Here is a 22,590-nt window from a genome sequence, read left to right as displayed (position 1 = left end):
CGATGCGTCCGGGGGCTGCGCCACTCGCCGGGCTGGGCGGCGAGGAGATTCTTCGCGCGTGGGAAGCCGCGGCCGCAACCGAACCTCTCGGCCGCAGCGCTGCTGTCCTGCGTGAGGTCCTGACCGACCTGCCGGTCGATGCCGCGGCGTTGCCCGTCGGCCGGTGCGACACACTGTTATTGGCGCTGCGTGTCGGCACCTTCGGATCGCGGCTCTCGGGTGTGAGCTCGTGTCCGGCGTGCGACGCCGATGTCGATGTCGATGTCGACATCGACGCAGTCCTGAGCTCGCTGCCCCCACTGGACACCGCCTACGCCGAGGAATACGAACTCCAGCACGGCGGCTACACCGTGCGCCATCGCCTGCCGACTACCGCCGACCTCCTCGCCGCCGCCGACGCCGATGACCCCGCGGTGCGCATCGCCCAGCTTTGCGTCAGAACGATCGAACCCGACGGCGTGACCGCCGTTGCCGAGCTGCCCCCAGAGATGCTGGCCGCCATCTCCGAGCAGATGGCGGCCGCCGACCCGGCCGCCGACATCCGGCTGGGCGTCAGCTGCCCCGAATGCGCATCCGAATGGTCGGCCCCCCTGGACATCACCACCATCTTCGACGCCGAACTGACCGGCGCCGCACGGCAGATCATCGCCGAGATCGACCAGCTGGCTTCCCGTTACGGCTGGAGCGAGCAGCAGATCCTCGCGCTGAGCCCGACCCGGCGCCGCACCTATCTCGAGCTTCGATGACCGGGTTCCTCCAGCGCCTGGCGGCGCGCATCGAACCGGACCGCTCCAGTGTGCGGCCCAGACCCGACGTGTTGCTGCTCGCGCAGCTGCAGCCGGGCATCGGTACGGCCGCAGAACCTGACGAGCCCGACGACGAGCTGGCCGCCCCATCACCGCGCGCGCACCGCCGCAGCTCCGCACCGTCGGCACAACCCGCCGCCGGTGAGCAGCCGGCCCCGCAGCAACCCGCCGCGTCCAGCCCCCCGGCGCCGCGGGCCATTCAGCACCGCGCACTCGACCGACACGGCCCACCACAACCACCACCACCGACTCCCGCCGCTGGTGCCGAATCAGCCGTTGCGCCAACACCATCGGCGGCGATGCCACCGGCGGCTCCAACCGCTCAGCCCACGCCGGCCCCAGCCAGCTCGCGATCTCGCCCGTCGGCCGACCCGGCCATCGCGGCCGAATCACGGCGAGCGCTCACCGCGCGACCCAGCAGCGACCCGGCTACCCAGCCCGTGACGCACCGCAGCGCGACAAGCGCCACACCACCCGTCTCGATTACCGCCCGCCGCAACGAGTCTCGCGCGCGCAGCGACGCCGAGCAGCAGCAGCACCGGCAGACCGTAGAGACGCCAGTTGAGATCACCATCGACCGCATCGACGTCCGGTTGCCCAGCGCACCGCAATCATCGCAGCCGCCGCGCAGCGGGCCACGGGAACCGATGAGCCTGGAACGCTACCTGCAATCCCGTCAACAATCCCGGCAGGCGCCATGAGCACCACCGCCGCGCTGGCGGCGACCACGCAGATGCTGCGCTCGGTGCTGCTGGATGCGACATCAACGCTGTGGGCCAAACTCGGTTCGACACCGGCGATCTCGGCGGTGCCCCCCGACCGGATCACCACCGAGGACGGCGACCAGCTCAACGTCTTCCTCTACCGCACCTCGCTCAACTCGGGGTGGCGCGACGAGGGCCTGCCGGTGCGCAGCGCCAACGGCACCCGGCTCACCCAGCCGCCGCTCGCGCTGGACCTGCACTATGTGATCAGCGCGCACTGCAAGACCGACCTGCACGCCGAACTGCTGATGGGCTCGGCGATGGAAGCGCTGCACGGCATGTCGGTGCTGACCGCAGCCGCGATCACCAAGTACTACAGCCAGGCCACCCCAGCAGGCATCTCCGGTGACATCTGGACCCTCATCAGCGGTGCCCAACTCGACCAGCAACCCGAGCAGGTCACCGTCTCATTCGAGAACATGAGCATCGACGACATCTCCAAGCTGTGGTCGGTGCTCGGCGAGAAGTACCGGCCGTCAGCCGCCTACGTCATCACCGTTGTCCTGCTGCAGCCGCTAGGTCCGGTGCGCGCCGCGCTGCCGGTGACCCAACCGGCCGGTTTGCAGGTCGATTCGCTGCTACTGCCACAGCTGGCCAGCGTGACGCCCGAGCGGATCACCTGGGGAGACACCAAGCCGCTCAACGTGATCGGCGCGAACCTGCTCGGCAGCGGCACCCAGGTGGTGTTCGGCGCCAACGTCACCGCGGCGCCCGCGGCGACGAGCACCGCGATATCCGTCGACGTCGTGCTGCCTTCCACCGCCCGCGCCGGCCTGCAACCGCTGCGCATCCGCCACCAGGCCCCCCCGTCCGGCGGCGGGGCCCTTCGGACGTCGGACCAAAGCAACCCGCTGGCATTGTTCGTCTCCCCCAAACTCGGCACCCTCACCGCGGCAGCCGATCACGTCGAAGCGCAACTCGAGCCGTCGGTGGATCCCGGGCAGCGCGTGCAGCTACTTCTCTACGGCACAGCCAACTTCACCGTCGACGCCGCGCCCCGCACCGCCGCGGCCGCGCAAGTCGAATTCGACACCAGCGCTGTACCCGCGGGCACATACCTCGTCCAAATCGACGTCGACGGAGCACAATCGGCGCTGACCCAGCCGTCGGCGGGTGCCCCGTTCAACAAGCCGACCGTGGTGATCCCATGAGCACTCCGACCGACTGGCTAGACGTAAACCGCCGCGCCATGGCCGACGCGCTGACCAGTGTGCGTGGCCACCTGCAGGACCACATCGACCGCGCCGCAGGAACAGAACGCCCCAAGACGAGCGACGCTCCCGTGGCGGCCGACAGCGCGCTGGGCCTCCTTCAGCAGATCTTCTCGCTGACCCCGTTCGAGACCGCGGTGCTGGTGCTGTGCGCGGGTGTCGAACTGGACGCCGGCATCCCACTGCTGTGCGCGGCGGCCTCGGGCGACGCCACCCGCGCCGAACCGACGTTCTCACTGGCGCTGGCCGCGATACCCGACGCGCACTGGAGTGCGCTGGCTCCCGACGCCCCGTTGCGCCGTTGGCATCTCATCGAGCCCATCGCCGCCACCGGCGCGGTCACCCTGCTCACCCGCGCTCCCCTGCGCATCGACGAACGCGTTCTGCATTTCCTGGTCGGCCTCGACGTTCCCGACACCGCACTCAACGGCCGGCTGCAGCGGCTCAGCGCATCGGCCGACACCCTGCCCGCCCGCCACGAAGCGCGCGCCCGACAGCTCGCCGACCTCTGGAGCGGCCCGTCGCCGTTCGTTGTACTCCTCGGCGACGCGGCGACGGCCACCGAGATCGCCGGGCGCGCCGCGGCGCTGCTCGGTTGTGCCGCACGACAACTCGACGCCGCAGCGACAGCGGCCGACGCCGCCGACCGGGCACAGCTCATCACTTACGTCAACCGCGACGGCATGCTGGGCGGCGGCCCGCTCGTGGTGCGGGCCGCCACCGTCGAGACAGCCGAGCTGCACTGGCTGGCCGAACTGGCCGGACCGGTCGCGGTGATCTCGCCGACGACGGTGCACACCGGTCGCGGCGTCACCCTCGATGTGACCGCATTGGACGCCGACGAGCAGGCCGGTGTGTGGCACGCGTCGCTGATCGGCGATACCGATGTCACCGCCCTGGCCGACCAGTTCAACATCACCTCCGCCACCATCCGCGCCGCGGCCACCGAAGCCAACATCACCGGCATCAGCGCGTGGTCGGCTGCCCGAGCCCACACCCGCCACGGGCTCGACGCGTTGGCGATGCGAATCGACACCACCGCAACATGGGACGACCTGGTCTTGCCTCCGGCAGAAGAGCAGCTGCTGTGCGAGATCGCTGCGATGGTTCGACACCGCCGCACCGTCTTTCACACCTGGGGGATGGACACCGGCAGCGGGGTACGCGGCACCGGTGTCAGTGCGCTGTTCGCCGGACCCAGCGGCGTCGGCAAGACGCTGGCCGCCGAGGTCATCGCCGCATCCCTCGACCTCGATCTGTACCGCATCGACTTGAGCCAGATCGTCAGCAAGTACATCGGCGAAACCGAAAAGAACCTGCGGATGGTCTTCGACGCAGCCGACGCCGGAGGCTGCGTGCTGCTTTTCGATGAGGCCGACGCGTTGTTCGGCAAGCGTACCGAGGTCAAAGACAGCCATGACCGCTACGCCAACCTCGAAGTCAGCTATCTGCTGCAGCGCATGGAGTCCTACCGCGGCCTGGCAATCCTGACCACAAATCTCAAAGACAACGTCGACAAGGCGTTCCTGCGCCGGCTGACCGCGATCGTGAAGTTCCCGTTCCCCGACGTCGCCGAACGGACCCGGATCTGGCAGCGGGTGCTGGTACCGACCCTGCCCACCGAGGACGTATCGGTGGCCGCGCTGGCCCAGCTCGCCGTCACCGGTGGAGTGATCCGAAACATCGCGCTAGGTGCCGCTTTCCGCGCCGCCGAGGCCGGCACAGCCGTCGGCATGGCGCATCTGCTGGCCGCCGCGCACCGCGAGTGCGCCAAGCTTGAACGCCCACTGTCGGAGGCCGAGGTCGGTGGTTGGGTATGACGGCGCCGCGCACGATCCGCATCAACCGGCTGGTGATCGAGGGCATCGAGCCCCACGAAAAAACCGCGTTCGCAACCGCTTTCACCGCAGAACTGGCTCGCCTGCTGCGCGAGCACCCCGACTCGGTGCCAAAGGGCCGTCCCGAACCGAGCGCCACCACCCCGGTCGATGCCGCCAAGCGCACCGCCGCCGCGGTCCACGCCAAGGTGGTGCACGCATGCTGACCCACGACACCACCGCGAGAAACACCCGGGCCCGCAAGATGCCTGCGGCGGTGCATCGCTGCGGCACCTGGCACGGCAGCGGACCCACCTGCCCGTGCCACGTCGACCGCTTCACGGCCGGCCTCGACACCGCCGCCACCGTGGTCCCCGACTCGGTGGGAGCCGTCGTGCGTGAGCCCGGCCGCGCCCTCGACGAACCCACCCGCCGCTTGATGCAGGCCCGCCTCGGCCACGACTTCGGTTCAGTGCGAGTACATTCCGATGACCGCGCCGCCACCAGCGCCCGGGCGGTCGAGGCCGTGGCCTACACCGTCGGCGAGCACGTCGTGCTCGACGAGCGGCGCATGCCCTCAGCGCCCAGCGAGCGTGCCAGCGTGCTGGCCCACGAACTGGTTCACACCGTGCAGCAGGGCAGGCTCGCCGGCAGACGCATCCCCGAGCGGGCCAGCGCCCCCAACGACGCCGCCGAGACCGAAGCCCACCGCATCGCCGGATCACGCCAAAACCCCACCGCGACAACCGGTGCTGGCGTACATCGCCAGCCCGCGCCGGCTCCCGGCGTGCAGACCGTCGCGGGCGTCAGCCTGACCCTGCGCGAGGACGGGCGCCTCGATGTCGTCGCCAGTGGGCCGAAGCTGCCCGCAGTCGGCAAGCCCGCAGGCGGGCTGCGCCGCAACGCCGACGGCACCTACACCGTCACGTTTGGGGCCGACGAAAAGGTCGTCGCTCCCTCGGAGGTGCCGGCGATGTTGCGCGGCGCCGTCGGCCAGGTCGCCAAAGGCGACGTCACCCCACGTAGTTTCCGGATCCCGAACTGCTCCTCGCTGCGCAGCGCCAGTGGCACGCGCTGGATGACGTTCGACGAGTACCGCGTCTCGCAGATGCTCAGTCCAGATCTGATGCCGCTGACACCCCTGTTCTACGACGGCCTGGTCGCCAACTGCACCAGCCGTCGCACGCCACCGCCGACTGCGCCGATGGCCGCTCCGCCTGCGGGCTTGTCCGATGTCCCCCGCACCGCACCGCAGGAAGCGCTGCCGCCGATCGCCCCCGAAGGGCAGGCGATCGCATGACCACCACCACGGCGGCGCGAGAAACGCGAACACCGAAAAAGCGGCGCACCGACCCGCCGCGGCGCACTGCGCCCGTCACGGACAACCCCCTGCTATCGGCTGGGCGGCCGCTGTCCGTGCTGGTGCTTCGCAGCCTCGAACGACACCTCGGCCACACGCTGGCCGACATCCGCATCCACGACGACGACGAAGCCGCCCAGCTCACCGACGCCGCGGGCGCAGAAGCCTTCGTTCTGGGCTCTCATGTGTTCTTCGCCGCGGGCCGCTTCGACGTCTCCACCGAACCGGGGCGACGGCTGCTCGCCCACGAAGCAGCCCACGTGGTGCAGAACCGCCGCGGCGGACTGGCCCCCGACCACCTCGTGCCCTGCCATGAAGCCGACGCCGAGCACGCCGCGGCGCGAGACTGGCTGCCCGACAAGACAATCCCCGACGGCCCGGCACCGACCGACGGCCAAGGCGCCGTTTCCCTTCCGGCCCTTGAGCTTCCCGCCCTGCGCTACAGCGGCGGGGCTGCCACCGGCTCCAAAGGCACCGTCAAGGTGGCCGACCTAGTGCTGCGGATGATCAGCCGTACCCTGCGGCTAGACCCCGAGGACCGCAACGGCCGGGTGCGCGCCCAGCTGGCCCGGCTGGTGCCCGACGTACGCGAACAGGTCATCGATCTCGCCCGCGCGACTCTGTCGGCCGCCGACTACACCCGACTCGAGACGGTCCTGGACAAGGCCGCCCCGGCAGCAGAGATCTCCACACCCGTTGTTGGCGCCGATCCCGACGACGTCGCCGACGCCGAAAAGGCACGGGCCACGCCAGATCACGAGCACGCACAGACCGACGAGACCACGCACACCCACGCTGACGGCACCACGCACACCCACGGCGACGGTGAGGCGCACACCCATGATTATGACGGCGCCAAGAAACGTGGTGGCCTGCTGGCCGGGATCCTCGGCTTCCTGTTCGGCGGCCCGATACTCAGCCGCTCGGCAACCGCCCACACCGACACGAAAACCCCTGACGCCCAGAGAGTTCCAGCAAAAACAGCACCAGCACTGGCCGAGAAGAAGGACGAGCCGGCCGCCGCACCAGTCACCGACGAGCAAGATCAGCTCGCCGAAGGCAAACCCGCCCCAGTGGGGCTCAAAACCCCCGAAAAAGAGCCGCCGAAGGACGCCGCCGGCGGCCCACCGGCTGATCCCGGGTCGGCTCCCGGTTCGCCGGACCCGCGGGTCAGTGAACCCGAGGCCGCGAAGAACGAAGTGGCTGCCGGTGCGAGCGGGGGTTCAGGCGGCGCACCGGCAGCAGCCGAACAGCCCAGTACCGAAGAGGCTGCGCCGCAGGACAAGAAGGCCGACGCCGAGGACCGCACGGTGCTGGAGGCACACGGCCACGACATGGAGGCCCAAGCCGCTTCGCCGGCGGCACCGAACGAGACCGACGGACCCGAGGCTGCGGAGGCCGAAGGCGCGGCACCGGAGCCCGCGGCATCCGAGGGCGCAACCGCCGAGCCCGCCGCTACCGAAGGCGCGGCACCCGAGCCCGCAGCTACGTCCCCCGAGCCCGCCGAGCAAGACGGCGTACCCGCTGAATCAGGCCCGTCCGAACCGGCCACTCCAGCCGAAACCGCAAACACAACAACCGAACCCAGCGAGACTCAGGCAGGCGAACCTGAACCGCCGTCGCCGACCGCGACCGAGCCGCCGACGACTGCCGCGGACGAAACCGTCGGCACTGCAACCGAACCCGCCGCAGCGCAGCCCACTGCGCCGGAAACCGCCACACCCGAAGAGGCGCCGCCTGCCCAGAGCGTCCCACCCGACGTCGAAGCCGACAACGCCGGTCCCGAAGGCCAGCCTGAGGAAGCCGGCCCCGAGGCGCAGGGAGCCGAAGGCGGCGGCCCGGCCGCCTGCATGGGCGGCGGCGCAGAAGCAGCCAAACCACCCGAATCCGAAGCAGACGGACCCAGCGGCGCCTGCGGAGGTGGCGGCGGCGCGGCAGGCGGCGACACACCGGAAGCTCCAGCGACACCGGATGTTTCGGGCAGCACCCCCGACGCCGCACTGGCCACCGTGTCGTCGCTGCCCGCCACCGATATGCAGAACGCGCTACCGCAAGTCGGTACGGCAGCAACCGCCGATGTCAGCAAGCAGCGCGACGCGATGCCGCCGCCAACGATGGACCGCCCCTCAGGTGCGGCCGCTGGCCTGGACGTCAGCGCGCCGATCCCGCAGCGCGCCGTTACGCCCTACACCGGCCCCGCTAAGCCCGACAAGGTCGACACCCCGGCAGGCACGCCCACCGATGACCCCGACCTCACCCCGATCCCGTCACCATCGGCCAAACAGGTCACCGTCCGCGCCCCGCGGCTCGGCGGAGATCAACAACTGTCCGAGGCCGACGCCGCCAGAGTCGCCGAAAGCATCGACGAGGTTCCGGTCAGCGACCCCGAATTGGCCGTCGACGCAGGCGATCCCGGCGCTGTGGCGCTAGAGGCCGACGCCGACCCGGCGCTGGTCGCCAAGCAGAAGGCGGCACTGGACGGGCAGATCGCTGACGCCGCAACCCAAGGCGCCAACGACGCCGCGGCACCGCTGGGCGAGGCCGACATCCGACCCCACGTGCCGCCCAAGACTCTGACCGCCGCGCCCGATCAGGGTGCCAGCTGCCCCGGCCTGGACAGGGGAAAGGGCAACGCAGCCAATGCGGCGAACTCGAAATATCCGAAAGTCGCGCTCGACGCGATCGCAGCCGAGAAGAGCAAAGGTGATATCCAAGCCGGAGTCACCAAGGCTAGCAGCGATTTTCAGGCTGCCCGCGACAAGCGCGACGCGGACACGGAGCAAGCCCAGGCCGACGCCAAACAGAAGATGGACGACGCAGTCACCGAAAACAACGGTGAGCAAGTCACATTGCGCCGCGACGCGATCCACACCTCCACCACGCTGCGCGGCCAGTGGACCGACGAACAACACAAAGCCGTCGATGAGGCTGTCGACAAGTCAGAGACCGCGACGCATACCGCCACCACCGACATCGGCAACCACAAACGCAAAGCCGACGAAGCCGCCCAAACGCACATCGACGACGGCAACCGCGAAATCAAGACCGCCCGAGAGGACGCCGAACGCAAGGCGCGCGAAAAGAAGGCCGATGCCAAAAAAGAGAAGAGCGGCATCCTCAGTTGGATCGGATCCAAGGTCGCCAGCTTCTTCGACGCGCTCAAGAGCGCCATCACCGGATTCTTCGACATCGCGCGCAAGCTCGTCCGCAAGGCCATCGACGGCGCCAAGAAACTCGCGCACGAGGCAATCGAGTTGGGCCGCAAGGCCGTTGTTGGAGCGATCAAGATTGCCGGAGACGTCATCATCGCCGCCGGCGACGTGGTGCTAGCTGCGTTCCCCGAGACACGCGCCAAGTTCCGCGAGAAGGTCACCGAAGTCGTCGACACCGCAACCCAGAAAGTCAACGACGCGGCCGATGCTCTCGAGCGCGGCATCCAAGCGTTGCTCGACGGCTTGGCGGCCGCGCTGGATTGCGCGCTGCAGTACCTTCAGGCGGGCTACCTGGCAGCAGTCGACGTGCTTGCCTCGGTGGTGAAAGCGGCCCTCGACGCTGCCCAGGCGTTCCTTGACCTGCTCGCCGAGTGGGCCGCCATCGTCGCGGACGTCGCAGGCAATCCCATCGGCTGGCTGAAGAACCTCGGTCGCGCGGCGATCGACGGCGTGCGCAACTGCCTGTGGGGCGCGCTCAAACGCGCGGTCAAACAGTGGTTCAACGACAAGGTCGAAGAGGTCATCGGCGTCGGCAAGATGATCCTCAACATCCTGCTCAAAGGTTGCCTCAAGTTCGCCGACATCGCACGCATGGCCTGGGACGCCATCAAGGCCGCGCTCCCCGGCATCCTCATCCAACTGATCATCGAAAAGCTTGTCTCCCTCCTGATTCCCGCAGGCGCCGCGCTGATGCTGATCATCGACGGGCTACGCGCGGCATGGGGGGCGGCCAGCCGCATCCTTGCCGCCTTCCAGAAATTCATGGCGTTCCTCAAGGCCGTCAAATCCGGCAGTGCCGCAGGCGCTTTCGCCGAGCTGATCGCCGCCGCGGGGGTCGCGGTGCTCGATTTCATCTCCAACTTCCTCATCGGCCGCCTCAAAGGAGCCGGCAAAGGTGTCGGCGGCACGCTCAAGAAGATGGCAGAGCGCATCGGCAAGTCACTCGGCAAGGTGGGCCGTGCGATCGGTCGCGGCGTGCGAGCTGTCGGGCGCGGACTGGTGCGCGGTGCGAAGGCCGGGGCCGGACTCGTGAAACGCGGTGCCGCAGCGGTGGTGCGCGGCGGCAAACGCGTTGTCGCCGCCATCGGACGCGGTGTGCGCAAGGTCGGCGCGATGGTGCCGCGATCCATCGCACGAGGTGTGCGTGCAGTGGGACGCGCCGTAGATCCGCGTCGGTTGGCCCGCGCGATCGCCCGCTCGCGGCTCGCGAAGGCGATCGGCCGCGGCTACAGCAAGGTCAAGACGACGGCAAAGGACAAGTGGAACAAGGCCAAAGACAGGCTCAAGAAGAAGTGGGAAGAGTACAAGGCAAAGAAGGAGCAGCGCCGCAAGGAAAAGGAGCGCAAGGCCGAAGAGCTGCGGCGCCGCGCACCGGGCGAAACCCGACAGGCAATCGAGCGACTGCTATCGGCCGGCGTGGGTCGCGTGCGTCTGATGGCATCCCTGTTCCTGCTCAAACGAAAGTATCGGTGGAAGCAGCTGCGACTCGAATCGCACCCAAAGTCGCACGACTTCAAAGTTGTTGGTTCGCTAAGCCCGCCGCAAACAGTCACAGTCGGTTCAATCAGCATCGTGCCGACAGGAATCACCACCCGTCAGGTTCCCAGCGAGGTGCGAACATTCGCCGGTCCACAGGCCACGACTTCTGGAAAGCATTACGAGCAGGCCGTCGGTCAGGAGTTCGTGCCCGAGCTCGCGAAGGAATTGTTCCCCGGCAAGAAGGCAGTCGTGACAGTGCCCTGGAAGCCCCGGGCCAAATCGTCGCTGACGCAGGTCGCGATCGACGCGCAAAAGGAGCAGCGTAAGGCCAAGTTGCCCGGGCAGGCCGGTGGGTTCCGCCCCGACTGGGTCGCCGAGGTGTACGACCGCGATCCTGTCACCGGCCGCAAGATCGAACATCCGACAGAGGTCCACGCGATTGAGGCGACCCTCGTAAGCGACTGGAGCTACGGCAAATTCGGCGAACACAAGCAGAAGCAGTCGTGGGGCACCCTGGCGGCGCTGGCGTCGAGGTACCGTAATTCGAAGATCACCTACCACATCGTCTGCCCGGAGCGGCCTTCGCCCGAAACGCGCGCTTACATCGAACAAGAAGTTCTTGCCGCCGGTAAAGCAAACGGTGCGCAAGTTAGGGTTGTGTGGCGGGTCGTGGGCTTTGTCAGTGCTGCCGGAGGTGCGGCATGAACGGAAATCCGCAGTCCCCCAAGACAGTCAGCGGTGGCCTGGTGCTCGTCGACCCCAACAACTCAGCCGTGGTGCGGGTCATCGTCCTGCAATACAACCCCGACACCCTGAGCCGGACACTGCAGGTGCAGGGCGCAGGCGCAGAGTCCGGTGATCGCCTGGATGTGTTGCGGCTCAAGGGCGCACCCATCGAGACGATCAAACTCGAAGCCGAGATCGACGCCGCCGACCAGCTCGCCCAACCCGATGCGTTCCCCAAGGCCGTGCAGTACGGCATCAGCCCGCAACTCGCCGCGATCGAGGACTGCGTCTACCCGAAAAGCGCCACCGTGCAAGCCAACATCGACAGCGCCGCCAGCGGAACCCTGGAAATCATCCCGGCTGAGACGCCGCTGGCCTTGTTCACCTGGGGCGCCAACCGGGTGCTGCCGGTGCGCATCACCGAACTGTCGGTCACCGAGGAAGCGTTCACCCCACAACTGAACCCGCTGCGCGCCCGGGTGTCGCTGACCCTGCGGGTGCTGACCACCAACGACGTGCCGCTCGGGCACCGGGCCGCGTCGCTGTTCATGGCCTACCACCAGGCCAAGGAACGCCTGGCGGCTGGCGCGTCCGGCCAGATCGCCGCACTGGGAATCGGGAGGCTGCCATGACCAACCCCGCCGCCAACCTGCCGCACCTGCCCGGCACCGCAGGCACCCCGCCACCGGGCTACCCACCGGATAGCAGATACGCCCAAACCCACAACGCCACAAAGACTCTCGCCGACGGCCGCACTGTGACCTACCTGCGGCGCCGGTTCATCCCCGACACCGCCGCACTGCCGACCCAGGCGTTTCACGACATGAGCGCGGTGGACCGCCTCGACACCGTGGCCGCCACCTACTACGGCGACTCGCAACTGTGGTGGCGCATCGCCGACGCCAACGCGATCAGCGACCCCGACGAGCTGCTGCACGCGGGCCGCCGGGTGCGCATCACCGCACCACAGGATTCCGGGGGTGTGCCCCTGTGATCAGCAAGCTGCAGCTGACGCTGCTCATCGGTCCGGTGGTCACGGTGCCCGCGCCCGCCGAAGTCGTCGACGCGTTCCAGAGCGCGCAAGTCACCGTGACAGCGGGCCAACGCACCGGCTTCCAAATGACATTCGCCGTCAGCCGCACCTCGCTGCTGATGACCACACTGATCCCGGCCGGCTACTTCGACCCGGGGATCCGCGTCATCCTCGTGGTTACCGTCAACGGCATCCCCACCCCGGTGATCGACGGCCTGATCACCCGCCAGGAGATCGGCGTCAGCGACAGCATCGGTCAGTCGGTGCTCACCGTCACCGGCGAAGACGTCAGCGTCGCAATGGATCTCATCAAATGGCAGGGCATCCCCATGCCGCCCAGCCCAGCCGCCGGGCGCGTCACGATGATCATCGCCTTCTACGCGATGTTCGGGATGATCCCGCTGGTCATCCCCGAGCTGTTCCCGTCGATCCCGCTGCCCACCGACCGCATCGAGATGCAACAGGGCACCCACCTCGAGTACATCAACAAGCTCGCCCAGGACAACGGCTACGTCTTCTACGTAGACCCCGGCCCGGTTCCGGGCACCAACACCGCCTACTGGGGGCCCGAGATCCGCATCGGCATCCCGCAGCCCGCCCTCAACGTCGACTTCGATTCCGACTCCAACGTGACGTCGCTGAACTTCAGCTACGACGGGCTGGCCCGATCGACCTACATCACCACCATCCAGGAGCAGATGACCAAACTGCCCATCCCCATCCCGATTCCCGACATCGACCCGCTCAAGCCGCCGCTGGCGATCAAACCGGCACCCGCGCTGCGCGTGGACCTGACCGACGACACCGCGAAACTCAATCCCGTTGAGGCCCTGGGCCGCTCGGTCGCGCGCGCGTCGGCATCCGCCGACGCCGTCACGGCCCAAGGCCAGCTCGACGTCGCCCGCTACGGCCACGTGCTCAAAGCCCGCTCCCTGGTCGGCGTGCGTGGCGCGGGCACCGCCTACGACGGCCTCTACTACGTCAAAAGCGTCACGCACAACATCAAACGCGGCGAGTACACCCAGTCGTTCACCCTGGCCCGCAACGGGCTCATCTCGATCACTCCGAAGGTAGTGCCATGACATCAACCGAATCTTCCCCGACCCGCTACTACGGCAAGTACCGCGGAACGGTCATCAACGTCGAGGACCCGATGCGGATGGGCCGCATCATGGCCGAGGTGCCCCAGGTTTACGGCATGCTGCCCTCGACGTGGGCGATGCCGTGCGTGTCGTTCGCTGGGATCCAGTCCGGCGAGTGGACGGTTCCCCCGCTGGGCGCCGGCGTCTGGATGGAATTTGAGCAGGGCGACCCCAACTACCCGATCTGGACCGGGGGCTACTGGGGTTCGGCCGCCGAACCGCCTGCGATGGCGCAGCTGGCGCCGGCCACCGTCAACCACTACGTCGTGCAGACCACCCTGCAGAACACGCTGCAGATCAGCGACCTGCCCGGCCCCACCGGCGGCATCCTGCTCAAAACCACCACCGGAGCGATGATCTCGATCAACGACATCGGCATCACGATCTCCAACGGCAAGGGCGCCACCATCGTGATGGCCGGGCCCGCGGTGACCATCAACGCGGGAGCGCTGACCGTCATATGACCGGACCCATCGTGCACGTCGGCGCGGCCATCACCTGCACCCACGGCGGCCCGGTGACCGTCGTCCCGGGCAGCCCCCGCGTGTTGGTCAGCGGTATGCCGGTGGCCACCATGGTGGACCAATTCATCGTCGCCGGTTGCGTTTTCCAGCTCGTGCCGCCCACACCCCACCCCTGCGTGCTGATCCAATGGCTCACCCCCGCGACCCGGGTCTTCGCCAACGGCGCACCGGTCATCACGCAGACCTCGATCGGGCTGGGACTGGCCCCCGACCAGGCGCCGCAGGGGCCGCCGATCGTCGCCAGCACACAACCACGGGTGCTCGCACAATGACCGGGCCCAGCGCGCAGAGCTACGTAGCCGACCCGCTGCACATCGACGCGCGCGGTGCCACTGCCCGCACCGACTACGCCGGCTGGATCCGCGACCAGATCTGGGCGGTGCTGTTCACCGCCCCCGCCGAACGGGTGCACCGGCCCGACTTCGGCAGCGGTGTGCCCCAACTGCTGTTCGCGCCGAGCAGCGGCGAGCTGGCCGCCACCGTGCGGCTGCTCGTGCAGGGCGCCCTGCAGCAATGGATGGGCCACCTGATCGAGGTCGAAGGTATCGACGTCGCCACCGAGGACACCACCATCACCGTCACCGTCGCCTACCTGATCCGCGGAACCGGCGACCGCAAGGTCGACGAATTCAGCTCGGCAGGCGCCCAATGATCTTCTCCTGCGGCACATCTGCGCGGCGGCGCCTGGTGCGCGCCAGCGCCGCCCTGAACGGCATCGACTACGTCGAGGTCGGCACCGGCAACGGTCCCGACGCGCGCCGCACCCTGCTGGTGCACTGCCTCAAACCGTTCGCTGCACCGGTGCCCGCGGCCGGGCTGTGGCACATCGACGGTGGCGAACGCTACCGCGGCATCACCGTCCTACGCGTCGAACAGACCACCGACCCCTATGTGCTGCGGCTGACCACCAGCGCGATCGGCGACCTGTCCTGGTACACGCTGCGGCTGGCCGACGACTCGCTGCCCCTTGACCTTCCGCCCGCCGGCTATGACCCCGCACTGGCGCAAGTCGACTTCACCTTCCGGCCCGGCTGTGGCACCGACCTGGACTGCCACGAGAGCTGGACGCCCGGCGCACCGGCGGTCGTAGCCCCCGACATCGACTACACCGCAAAGGATTACCTGGCCTTCCGGCGGGTTCTCAAGGACCGCTTCGCCATCACCCAGCCCGACTCGACCGGCGACGAACCCGCCGACGTGCGCACCACGCTGCTGGAACTGCTGGCGTATGCGGCCGACCGGCTCAGCTACATCCAGGACGCCGTGGCCACGGAGGCCTACCTGGGCACCGCGCGCCGCCGCATCTCGGTGCGCCGCCACACGCTGCTTGTCGACTACGCCATGCACGACGGCTGCACCGCCCGCGCCTGGGTTCGGCTGTGCGTGAAACCCGGCCCTGCCATCCCCGCGCCCCAGCGCACGGATCTTGTTCGGCTGGTCACCGGACCCGAGGGCCAAAGTTGCGTCGTCGACACCGGCTCATCAGAAGCCCAAGCGCTGCGGCTGTCGGGGGCGCAGGTGTTCGAGATCATCGCCGCGCCAAAGGATCTCCACCACGAGCACAACGCCATCGACTTCTACACCTGGAGCGGCGTGACATGCCTGCTGCCCGCCGGCGCCACCTCCGCGACACTGGCCGGTGCACTGCCCAACCTGGCGCCCGGCGACGTGCTCGTGCTGGCCGCTGTGGACCAGAAGTCACCCGACGACGTCGACGAACAGGTGAACCTGGCGCACCCGGTGCGGCTGACCTTCGTCCAGACGACCACCGACCCGCTGGTGCCCGGGCCCGGCGGCGCGGTGACCGAGGTGCGCTGGGCCGACAACGACGCCCTGCCGTCCGCGCTGCGACTGACCAAGCCTAAGACCGCACCCGACGGCACCCCGACCGGCGACAACCTGCCCGCGGCAAAGGCTTTCGGCAACATCGTGCTCGCCGATCAGGGTGAGCACGTCCGTGACGCCACCGGCGCGGCCACCACCGAAGCGCTGGCGCCGCAGGACTACCCGTCGTTGGCCTCGGGTCCGGTCAGCCAGCGGCCGCCGCTGCCCGATGCCGCCGCGCCGGCGGCGGCGGCCATGACCTGGGCCATCGGCGCTGTCCACCCGTGCCTGGATGTGACCGCCGGCCAGGCGAATTGGACCATCGTGCGCGATCTGGTCAATCCCGACCCGACCGGCCAGCAGGCCGTGCTCGAGGTCGACGACGCCGGCGTCGGCTGGCTTCGGTTCAGCAGGCCCCCCGACCCGCACGACAACCCGCGCGCCTCCTACGCCGTGGGCAACGGCAGCCTGGGCAACGTCGGCGCGCGCACCATCACACGGCTGATCCACGATGGCAAGTCGGCAGGCCTGGCGCCCGCGCTCACCCGGGTCAGCAATCCGCTGGCCGCGTTCGGCGGGGTCGACGCCGAAACCATCGCCCACGCTCGCCAGCATGCGCCGTTCGCCTTCCGCACCCAGAGACGGTGCATCACGCCGGCCGACTACGCCGCACGCTGCACCCAATTCCCGGGCGTGCAACGGGCTTTCGCCCAACTGTTGTGGACCGGCAGCTGGCATACCGTCTGCCTCTACGTCGAACGCACCGGCGGCGCGCGCGTCGACCCCGATTTCGCCGACAAGCTGCGCGGCTTCCTCGAGCCGCAGCGGATGATGTGCTCAGACCTCGAGGTACGCAACCCGATCTACGTCCCGCTGGACCTGACGCTGACGGTGTGCCCGAGCGCGAGCGCCGACTGGCCGACGGTGCGTGCCACCCTGGGGCGGCTATTCGGCGCGCGCGTGCAACCCGACGGCACACCCGGGCTGTTTCACCCCGACCGGCTCTCGCTGGGCTCCCCGGTCTACACAGGTCCGCTGATCGCCGCGGCGGTCGAGGTACCCGGCGTGGTGTGGGCCGAGATCACCGACCTGCACACCGTAGGCACCCCCACCCCGGTCGTCATGGCCGACGGCCGGCTAGCCCTTGACCCACCACTGGTTCCGCTGCTCGACAACGATCCCAACTTCCCCGACCGCGGAACCTGTCATATCAAACTGGCGGCGGCATCATGAGCGAGGACGTGCAGCAGATCCGCTACGCCGACGTGCTGGCCCGCCTGCAGACCGAGATCGCCGCGGCCACCCCCACCACGACGGTGGACGGCCAGATCCTCGACGGCCTGGCGCCGCTGCGCTCGCGCAGCAGCGCCGACTTCACCCTCGCGCTCGCCGACGCCTGGGCGGTGCTCGCCGAGATTCTGGGGTTTCACTCCGCGCGCCACCACGAGGAGGCCTGCCTAGGGCTGGCGAGCGAACTGCGCTCACTAATCGAACTATCCCGACTGGTCGGCTACCGCCCCGACCCCGGCGTCGCCGCGTCGGCGTCGCTGGCGTTCACCATCGACGACGCCGGCAGCGCGCCGGTCGTCACGATCCCGGTGGGCACCGCGGTCACCAGCGTCCCCAATCCGGGTGAGCAGTCGGTGACATTCGAAACGGTGCAGGCAATTTCTGCGCGCCCGACCTTCAATCAGTTGCTGCCCAAGCGATCCCGTCCGCAAACCTTCACAACCCCGCCGAAATCGGTGCTGCTGGCCGGCACCGCCACCAACGTCGCGGTCGGCGACGGCATGCTCGTGCCGATCGGGTCCTCGGGCCACGCGTTCGGCATCGCGACCGCGGTCACCGTTCGCCCCGACGACACCCCCGTGGCGGGCATCCCAGCGCGGCGGGGCTGGACCCGCGTCGAGCTGAAGATGCTGCCCGACGAAACACCAAGCGCACACCCGGTCCCCGTCGGCCTAAACCTGTGGCCGTCGCCGTTGCCGCGCGGTCCGCTATTGAGCGCGCTCAGCCCGCAGGGCGCAACGATTATGGACACCGAAGCGCTGCGCGCCGCCGCGGTCAACGGCGGGTTCGACACCGCCGACGTGTTCGCCGCGCTGCGCGCATCACAGGCACTACCGCAGTCGGTCCTGGTTTTCCGCGCGCAGGCCGGCATTTTGGGCGGGTCCACGCCGATTAAGCAGACCCCGCCCGCGCCGACAACCGGCGCCGTCAAGGCCGTCCTGTCACCGTCCGCCCTGGAAAAGGCAGTCGCAAGAGCCGGCGCAGAGACAGTCGTGGCCAAAGTCGCCCCCCCACACGCCGCGGCCGAAAAAGTCGTCCCATCGGCCGCGCTACAAAAAGCCGCGATGGCCAAAGCCGCTGTGCCACCGGCCATCCGAGCGAACTTGCCCGCGCTGGACGCGATCTGGACCGGCGCCTCGCTCAACGACTTCCTCACGGTGGTCGTCCCCAAACCGTCGAGCACGGACGTTTACGTCTACTGCGACACGGTGGTGCGCGCCGCCAAACCCGGCCCGATCGTGCTGCGCGACGGCGGCGTCTGGCGCCTCATCGAAGCCGTCGGCGTGGACACCCGCTCGGCCGCGGTGTTCACCGTAGCGGGCAAATCGACCGTCCTGCGCGTCACCGACGACGACCTCACCAAGTTCACGATCGCCGGCACGAGCGTCTATCTGGCCGGCGAACTACTGCCGCTGGCAGGCGAGCCCAACACCATCGACCTGCCCGCAGGCGCCACCAACATCGGCCTCGACGACTGGGTCGACGGGTTGGCCGCCGACCGGCTGGTGGCGATCACCGGCATGTCGGCCACCCACCCCGGGCTCGCCGTCGCGCACGTCAGCGCGCTCAAGGCCGTTCGCCACGAGCTGTCGCCGACCGGGCAGACCGCTATCGACCTTCTCGACCCGCTGCCCGACGCTTTGTCGCGCGAAAGCGTGCGCATCAATGCCAACGTCGCCCCGGCCACCCACGGCCAAAGCCGCTCCGAGGTGCTCGGCAGCGGGCAGGGCCAAGACCAGCTGCCCGTCTTCACCCTCTCCGCCGGCCCGCTGACCTACATCTCCGACGCCTCGGGCTCGACGCCGGCGCTCACCGTCTACGTCAACGGGGTGCGCCGCGACCGCGTCGCGGCCCTGCTGGACCCCGGCGAACGCGGCTACACCGTCAGCCAGGATGACAAACAGATCACCACCATTCAGTTCGGGTCACCGCTGCCCACCGGGGTGATCAACGTGCGCGCCGACTATCGGATCGGGCTCGGCGCCGGCGCCGCGGTCCGTGCCCGCCAGCTGTCCATGCTCGCCTCGCGCCCCCCGGGCGTGCGTGCCGTCATCAACCCGCTGCCCGCCCGCGGCGGTGCCGACCCCGAAACCGTCGACGAGGCCTCGCGTAACGCCCCCGTGTCGGTGCGCGCGCTGGGCCGCGCCGTGTCACTGGTCGACTACGCCGACTTCGCCCGCGCCTTCCCCGGCATCGCCAAGGCCAGCGCCCGCTTCGTCGGCGTCGGCGCCGCGCGCGGCGTCCAGGTCACCGTCATCGGGCCGCGCGGCACCGAAATCACCACCGACAGCGGGGTTTACACCGGACTGGTCGCGGCGTTGGCCGCCGGCAGCGACGAGTTGATAGCCGTGCGGGTGCTGCCCGCCCAGCGGGTGCCGATCCGGGTGGGCGCCGACCTGCGCATCGATCCCGACCGCATCACCGCCGACGTCGTGGCCGCCGCGCGCCGCGCCGTGGTGGCCGCGTTGTCATTCGGCGTGCGCGACCTCGGCCAGCCGGTGTGGTCCAGCGAGATCGTCGACGTGCTGCAGTCGGTGCCCGGGGTGATCGCCGCCGACGTCACCGCCCTGTGCCGGCTCGTCGACGGGAAGCCCGAATACGGCAAGATCTACCGCTCCTACCTGCGGCCCGACCCGCCGGCCGGGTCGACCTCGACGGCGGCGGTGCTGCTCACCCTCGACGTCACCTCGCTGACACTCAAGGTGGTGACACCGTGACCGGCCCGATCGTGTCGAACGGACGCGCGCTGGCTGACCTGTTACCGGCGTTCTATCTGGTGCGCGACGCGCAGGCGGCCGGCGGCAACGGCATGCTCGGCGCCCTGCTCGAGCTGCTCGACGCCGAAGTCGCCCAGGTCGAGTCCGAGCTGGCACGCCGCTACGCCTCGCTGTTCATCGAGACCTGCACCGACGACGACCTGACCCACTTCGCGGCCCTGCTCGGCGTGCGCCAGCTGCCCGGCAACCAGCACCCGCGGGCGCTGATCGGCAACATCATCTCCTACCGGCGCGGCAAGGGCACCATCGCCACCCTCGAGCGCGTCGCCGCGGCCGTCAGCGGCTGGAACGCCCACGCCGTCGAGTACTTCCGGCTGCTGGCCACCACCGCCAACCTCAACCACCTGCGCTTGGGGAACACCAATGTCTCGGTGCGCGACCCGGCGCCGCTGGACTGGTCGGGCACACCGTTCGACCCGCTGGCCCACCTCGTCGACGTCCGCTCCATCGCCACCGACCGCGGCCGCTACAACATCCCCAACGTCGGTGTCCACCTGTGGCGGCTGGAACCAGTGACCACCGTGGACGCCAGCGACGCGGCCCCCGTCGACGCCACCCGCTTCCGGTTCCACCCGCTGGGCATCGACACCGCGCTCTACAGCATCGGCGGGCTGGTCGACGACATCGGCGCCGCCCCGACGGGCCCCGCGGCCCCCAAAGACGTCACCGCCCCGATCGGTCTGCTGCAGATGCGCCGCGACCTCGCCGCCTACTACGGCACCGCCGCTCGCCAGAGCGTCTGCGTGTTCATCGACCACACCGCGGTGCCGATCGAGTCCGTCTGCGTCTGCGACCTCGCCGACTTCGGCGCAGGCTGGCGCAACACCCCCCCGCCGGGCAAGATCGCGATCGACCCGACCCGCGGCCGGCTGGCATTCGCGACCGCGCCAGACGGGCCGGTATCGGTGCGGCTGACCCGTGCGCGCCCCATGGAGATCGGCTCACGCGACCTCGCCCCGGCCACCGACGCCGCCCACCCGCCCGTCGTCGTCCCCGACCAGGCCGCCACACTTGGCGCCGCGATCAGCGAGCTGCCCAACGGCAGCGGCGTCGTGGCACTGCGCGGCAGCACCCGCTACGCACCGGCCGGCGCGCTGGCCATCGGGCCCGACGCCGACGTCACCATCACCGCCACCACCGACAACTGGCCCGTGCTGGACGCGACCGCCACCACGTTCGACTGCGGTGACGGTGCAAACCTGACACTGACCGGGCTGCTCATCGACGGCGGGCCGGTGCACATCACCGGCTCACCTGCCAGCGTCACCCTGGACAGCTGCACGCTGGTGCCCGGCTACACCCTGGCGCCCGACGGCACCCCGCGAACACCCGACGGGCCGTCGCTGTGGCTCGACCTCGCCGCAGGCGCGGGCACCGCCGTGATGATGACGCGCTGCGTCAGCGGGCCGATCCGCGTCGGGGCGCCCGATGTCACCATCTCCTTGGCAGATTCGATCGTCACCGAATCGGGCCGCGGCGGGCACGCCCATCCTGAGCCCGCGCTCATCGGGGCCGCACTGACGAACTTCCCCGCCTGGCCCGCCGACGCCACGGCGCTGCGGCTGCAGATCGGCGTCGAAGCGGCACTGGACCTACATCTGACCACCACGCCGACCTCGCCGCAGTCCGCCGCGGCCGCGCTGCGCGCAGCCCTGCAAGCCGCCATGACCGACCCCACCTCGCCATCATCGGTGGACCTTTCCGCCGTCAGTGTCCTCGTTCACGATCAGCGGCTGGTCATCATCGCGCCCGGCACCGGTGCGGTCAGCGCCGCGGATGCATCTGAAACCGACACCGCCGCAACGCTTCTCGGTCTCACCGAAGCCGCAGGCGGCTACTGGGCGTGGAGCCTGCTCGGCGACCCCGTCGCCGAACCACTGGACCTGGGCACCGCGCTGCCCGCGCATCTGACCGGCGCCCTGGGCGCCCCGGGAGCCGGTAACGCATTCGACGTGACCCTGACCGCGGCGCCCACCTCGGTCAACGGCGCAGCGCCCGCGCTGCAAACGGCACTGGCCGCCGTCGGTAACGGGACTCCGCTGGTGGTCGTCGACGACGGGCGGTTGCGCGTCATCCCCGGCGGCAAGGACGAAGCCATCCGGTTCTTTGACGGCCCCGCCGCCCGCGCGCTGGGCCTCTACGCCGCAGCCCCGGTGCTCGCCGGCTCCTCTGACGCCATCCTGCCCGCCCCCGCGCTGACGACCAACCGTGTCACGCTGCTGGGCGCCGTGCGCGTGGAGACCGCCGACGTCTCGGACAGCATCATCACCGGGACCCTGCTGGCCGACCGCCGCCAGACCGGCTGCATCCGCTACTCCTACGTCGGCGCCGGCTCCCAGACCCCCCGCCAATTCCGTTGCGTCCAGGGCGGACCCGGCGCACCCACACCAGAGTTCGTCAGCCTGCGCTTTGGCAACCCCGGCCTGGCCCTGCACAGCCCCGGCTGTGCACGCCCGATCGCGCAAGGCGCCGAGGACGGCTCGCAGATGGGCGCCTTCTGCTCGGTGCGCCAACCCCAGCGGCTGGGCGCGGTGGCCTCGGTGCTCACCGAGTTCGTCCGCGTGGCCGCGGTGAGCGGAATCGTCCTGCAGTCATGAACATCAACAGCACCGCCCCGGCGGACCG

16 protein-coding genes are annotated in these 22,590 nt (G+C 69.5%); all 16 read left to right on the top strand.

Annotation, left to right across the window (positions count from 1 at the left end):
• Positions 1-2: 2 nt before the first annotated feature.
• Genes MYCSM_RS31670 through MYCSM_RS31595 form a run of 16 tightly spaced genes read left to right on the top strand, consistent with a single transcriptional unit; the run spans position 3 to position 22,562 of the window.
• A complete protein-coding gene (locus tag MYCSM_RS31670; RefSeq protein WP_015297600.1) occupies positions 3-746 on the top strand; it encodes a T4 family baseplate hub assembly chaperone in 744 nt (247 codons plus the stop codon).
• Positions 743-1,507 (top strand): hypothetical protein, encoded by a 765-nt coding sequence (locus tag MYCSM_RS31665; RefSeq protein WP_041315714.1) that lies wholly within the window; start codon positions 743-745, stop codon positions 1,505-1,507. The genes MYCSM_RS31670 and MYCSM_RS31665 overlap by 4 nt, the downstream gene beginning before the upstream one ends.
• Positions 1,504-2,721 (top strand): DUF4255 domain-containing protein, encoded by a 1,218-nt coding sequence (locus MYCSM_RS35480; protein WP_015297599.1) that lies wholly within the window; start codon positions 1,504-1,506, stop codon positions 2,719-2,721. Before MYCSM_RS31665 ends, MYCSM_RS35480 begins: the two co-directional genes overlap by 4 nt.
• Positions 2,718-4,601 (top strand): ATP-binding protein, encoded by a 1,884-nt coding sequence (locus tag MYCSM_RS31655; protein WP_015297598.1) that lies wholly within the window; start codon positions 2,718-2,720, stop codon positions 4,599-4,601. The genes MYCSM_RS35480 and MYCSM_RS31655 overlap by 4 nt, the downstream gene beginning before the upstream one ends.
• Positions 4,598-4,825, top strand: coding sequence for a hypothetical protein (locus MYCSM_RS31650; protein WP_015297597.1), 228 nt, complete (start codon positions 4,598-4,600; stop codon positions 4,823-4,825). Before MYCSM_RS31655 ends, MYCSM_RS31650 begins: the two co-directional genes overlap by 4 nt.
• Complete coding sequence (locus tag MYCSM_RS35475; RefSeq protein ID WP_015297596.1) at positions 4,819-5,898, top strand: eCIS core domain-containing protein; 1,080 nt, start codon at positions 4,819-4,821, stop codon at positions 5,896-5,898. Before MYCSM_RS31650 ends, MYCSM_RS35475 begins: the two co-directional genes overlap by 7 nt.
• A complete protein-coding gene (locus MYCSM_RS31640) occupies positions 5,895-11,354 on the top strand; it encodes an eCIS core domain-containing protein (protein WP_015297595.1) in 5,460 nt (1,819 codons plus the stop codon). The genes MYCSM_RS35475 and MYCSM_RS31640 overlap by 4 nt, the downstream gene beginning before the upstream one ends.
• Positions 11,351-12,007, top strand: coding sequence for a CIS tube protein (locus tag MYCSM_RS31635; protein WP_015297594.1), 657 nt, complete (start codon positions 11,351-11,353; stop codon positions 12,005-12,007). The genes MYCSM_RS31640 and MYCSM_RS31635 overlap by 4 nt, the downstream gene beginning before the upstream one ends.
• Positions 12,004-12,369 (top strand): hypothetical protein, encoded by a 366-nt coding sequence (locus tag MYCSM_RS31630; RefSeq protein WP_015297593.1) that lies wholly within the window; start codon positions 12,004-12,006, stop codon positions 12,367-12,369. Before MYCSM_RS31635 ends, MYCSM_RS31630 begins: the two co-directional genes overlap by 4 nt.
• The gene (locus MYCSM_RS31625) at positions 12,366-13,490 is read left to right on the top strand and encodes a hypothetical protein (RefSeq protein ID WP_015297592.1); all 1,125 of its coding nucleotides are present in this window, start codon (positions 12,366-12,368) and stop codon (positions 13,488-13,490) included. Before MYCSM_RS31630 ends, MYCSM_RS31625 begins: the two co-directional genes overlap by 4 nt.
• Positions 13,487-14,014 carry a phage baseplate assembly protein V gene (locus MYCSM_RS31620; protein WP_015297591.1) on the top strand — a complete coding sequence of 176 codons (528 nt, stop codon included), beginning with the start codon at positions 13,487-13,489 and terminating at the stop codon, positions 14,012-14,014. The genes MYCSM_RS31625 and MYCSM_RS31620 overlap by 4 nt, the downstream gene beginning before the upstream one ends.
• Positions 14,011-14,346, top strand: coding sequence for a hypothetical protein (locus tag MYCSM_RS31615; protein ID WP_015297590.1), 336 nt, complete (start codon positions 14,011-14,013; stop codon positions 14,344-14,346). The genes MYCSM_RS31620 and MYCSM_RS31615 overlap by 4 nt, the downstream gene beginning before the upstream one ends.
• The gene (locus MYCSM_RS31610; protein WP_015297589.1) at positions 14,343-14,726 is read left to right on the top strand and encodes a GPW/gp25 family protein; all 384 of its coding nucleotides are present in this window, start codon (positions 14,343-14,345) and stop codon (positions 14,724-14,726) included. Before MYCSM_RS31615 ends, MYCSM_RS31610 begins: the two co-directional genes overlap by 4 nt.
• On the top strand, positions 14,723-17,131 hold the full coding sequence (locus MYCSM_RS31605; protein ID WP_015297588.1) for a baseplate J/gp47 family protein: 2,409 nt from the start codon (positions 14,723-14,725) through the stop codon (positions 17,129-17,131). The genes MYCSM_RS31610 and MYCSM_RS31605 overlap by 4 nt, the downstream gene beginning before the upstream one ends.
• Entirely contained in the window at positions 17,128-19,905 is a 2,778-nt protein-coding gene (locus tag MYCSM_RS31600) for a hypothetical protein (RefSeq protein ID WP_015297587.1), read from the top strand. Before MYCSM_RS31605 ends, MYCSM_RS31600 begins: the two co-directional genes overlap by 4 nt.
• Complete coding sequence (locus tag MYCSM_RS31595; protein WP_015297586.1) at positions 19,902-22,562, top strand: hypothetical protein; 2,661 nt, start codon at positions 19,902-19,904, stop codon at positions 22,560-22,562. The genes MYCSM_RS31600 and MYCSM_RS31595 overlap by 4 nt, the downstream gene beginning before the upstream one ends.
• Positions 22,563-22,590: the final 28 nt, after the last annotated feature.

Source organism: Mycobacterium sp. JS623 (assembly GCF_000328565.1).
In the GTDB taxonomy this organism is placed as follows: domain Bacteria; phylum Actinomycetota; class Actinomycetes; order Mycobacteriales; family Mycobacteriaceae; genus Mycobacterium.
Note: the sequence above shows the minus strand (reverse complement) of the source record. Positions and strands in the feature narration are given on the sequence as shown.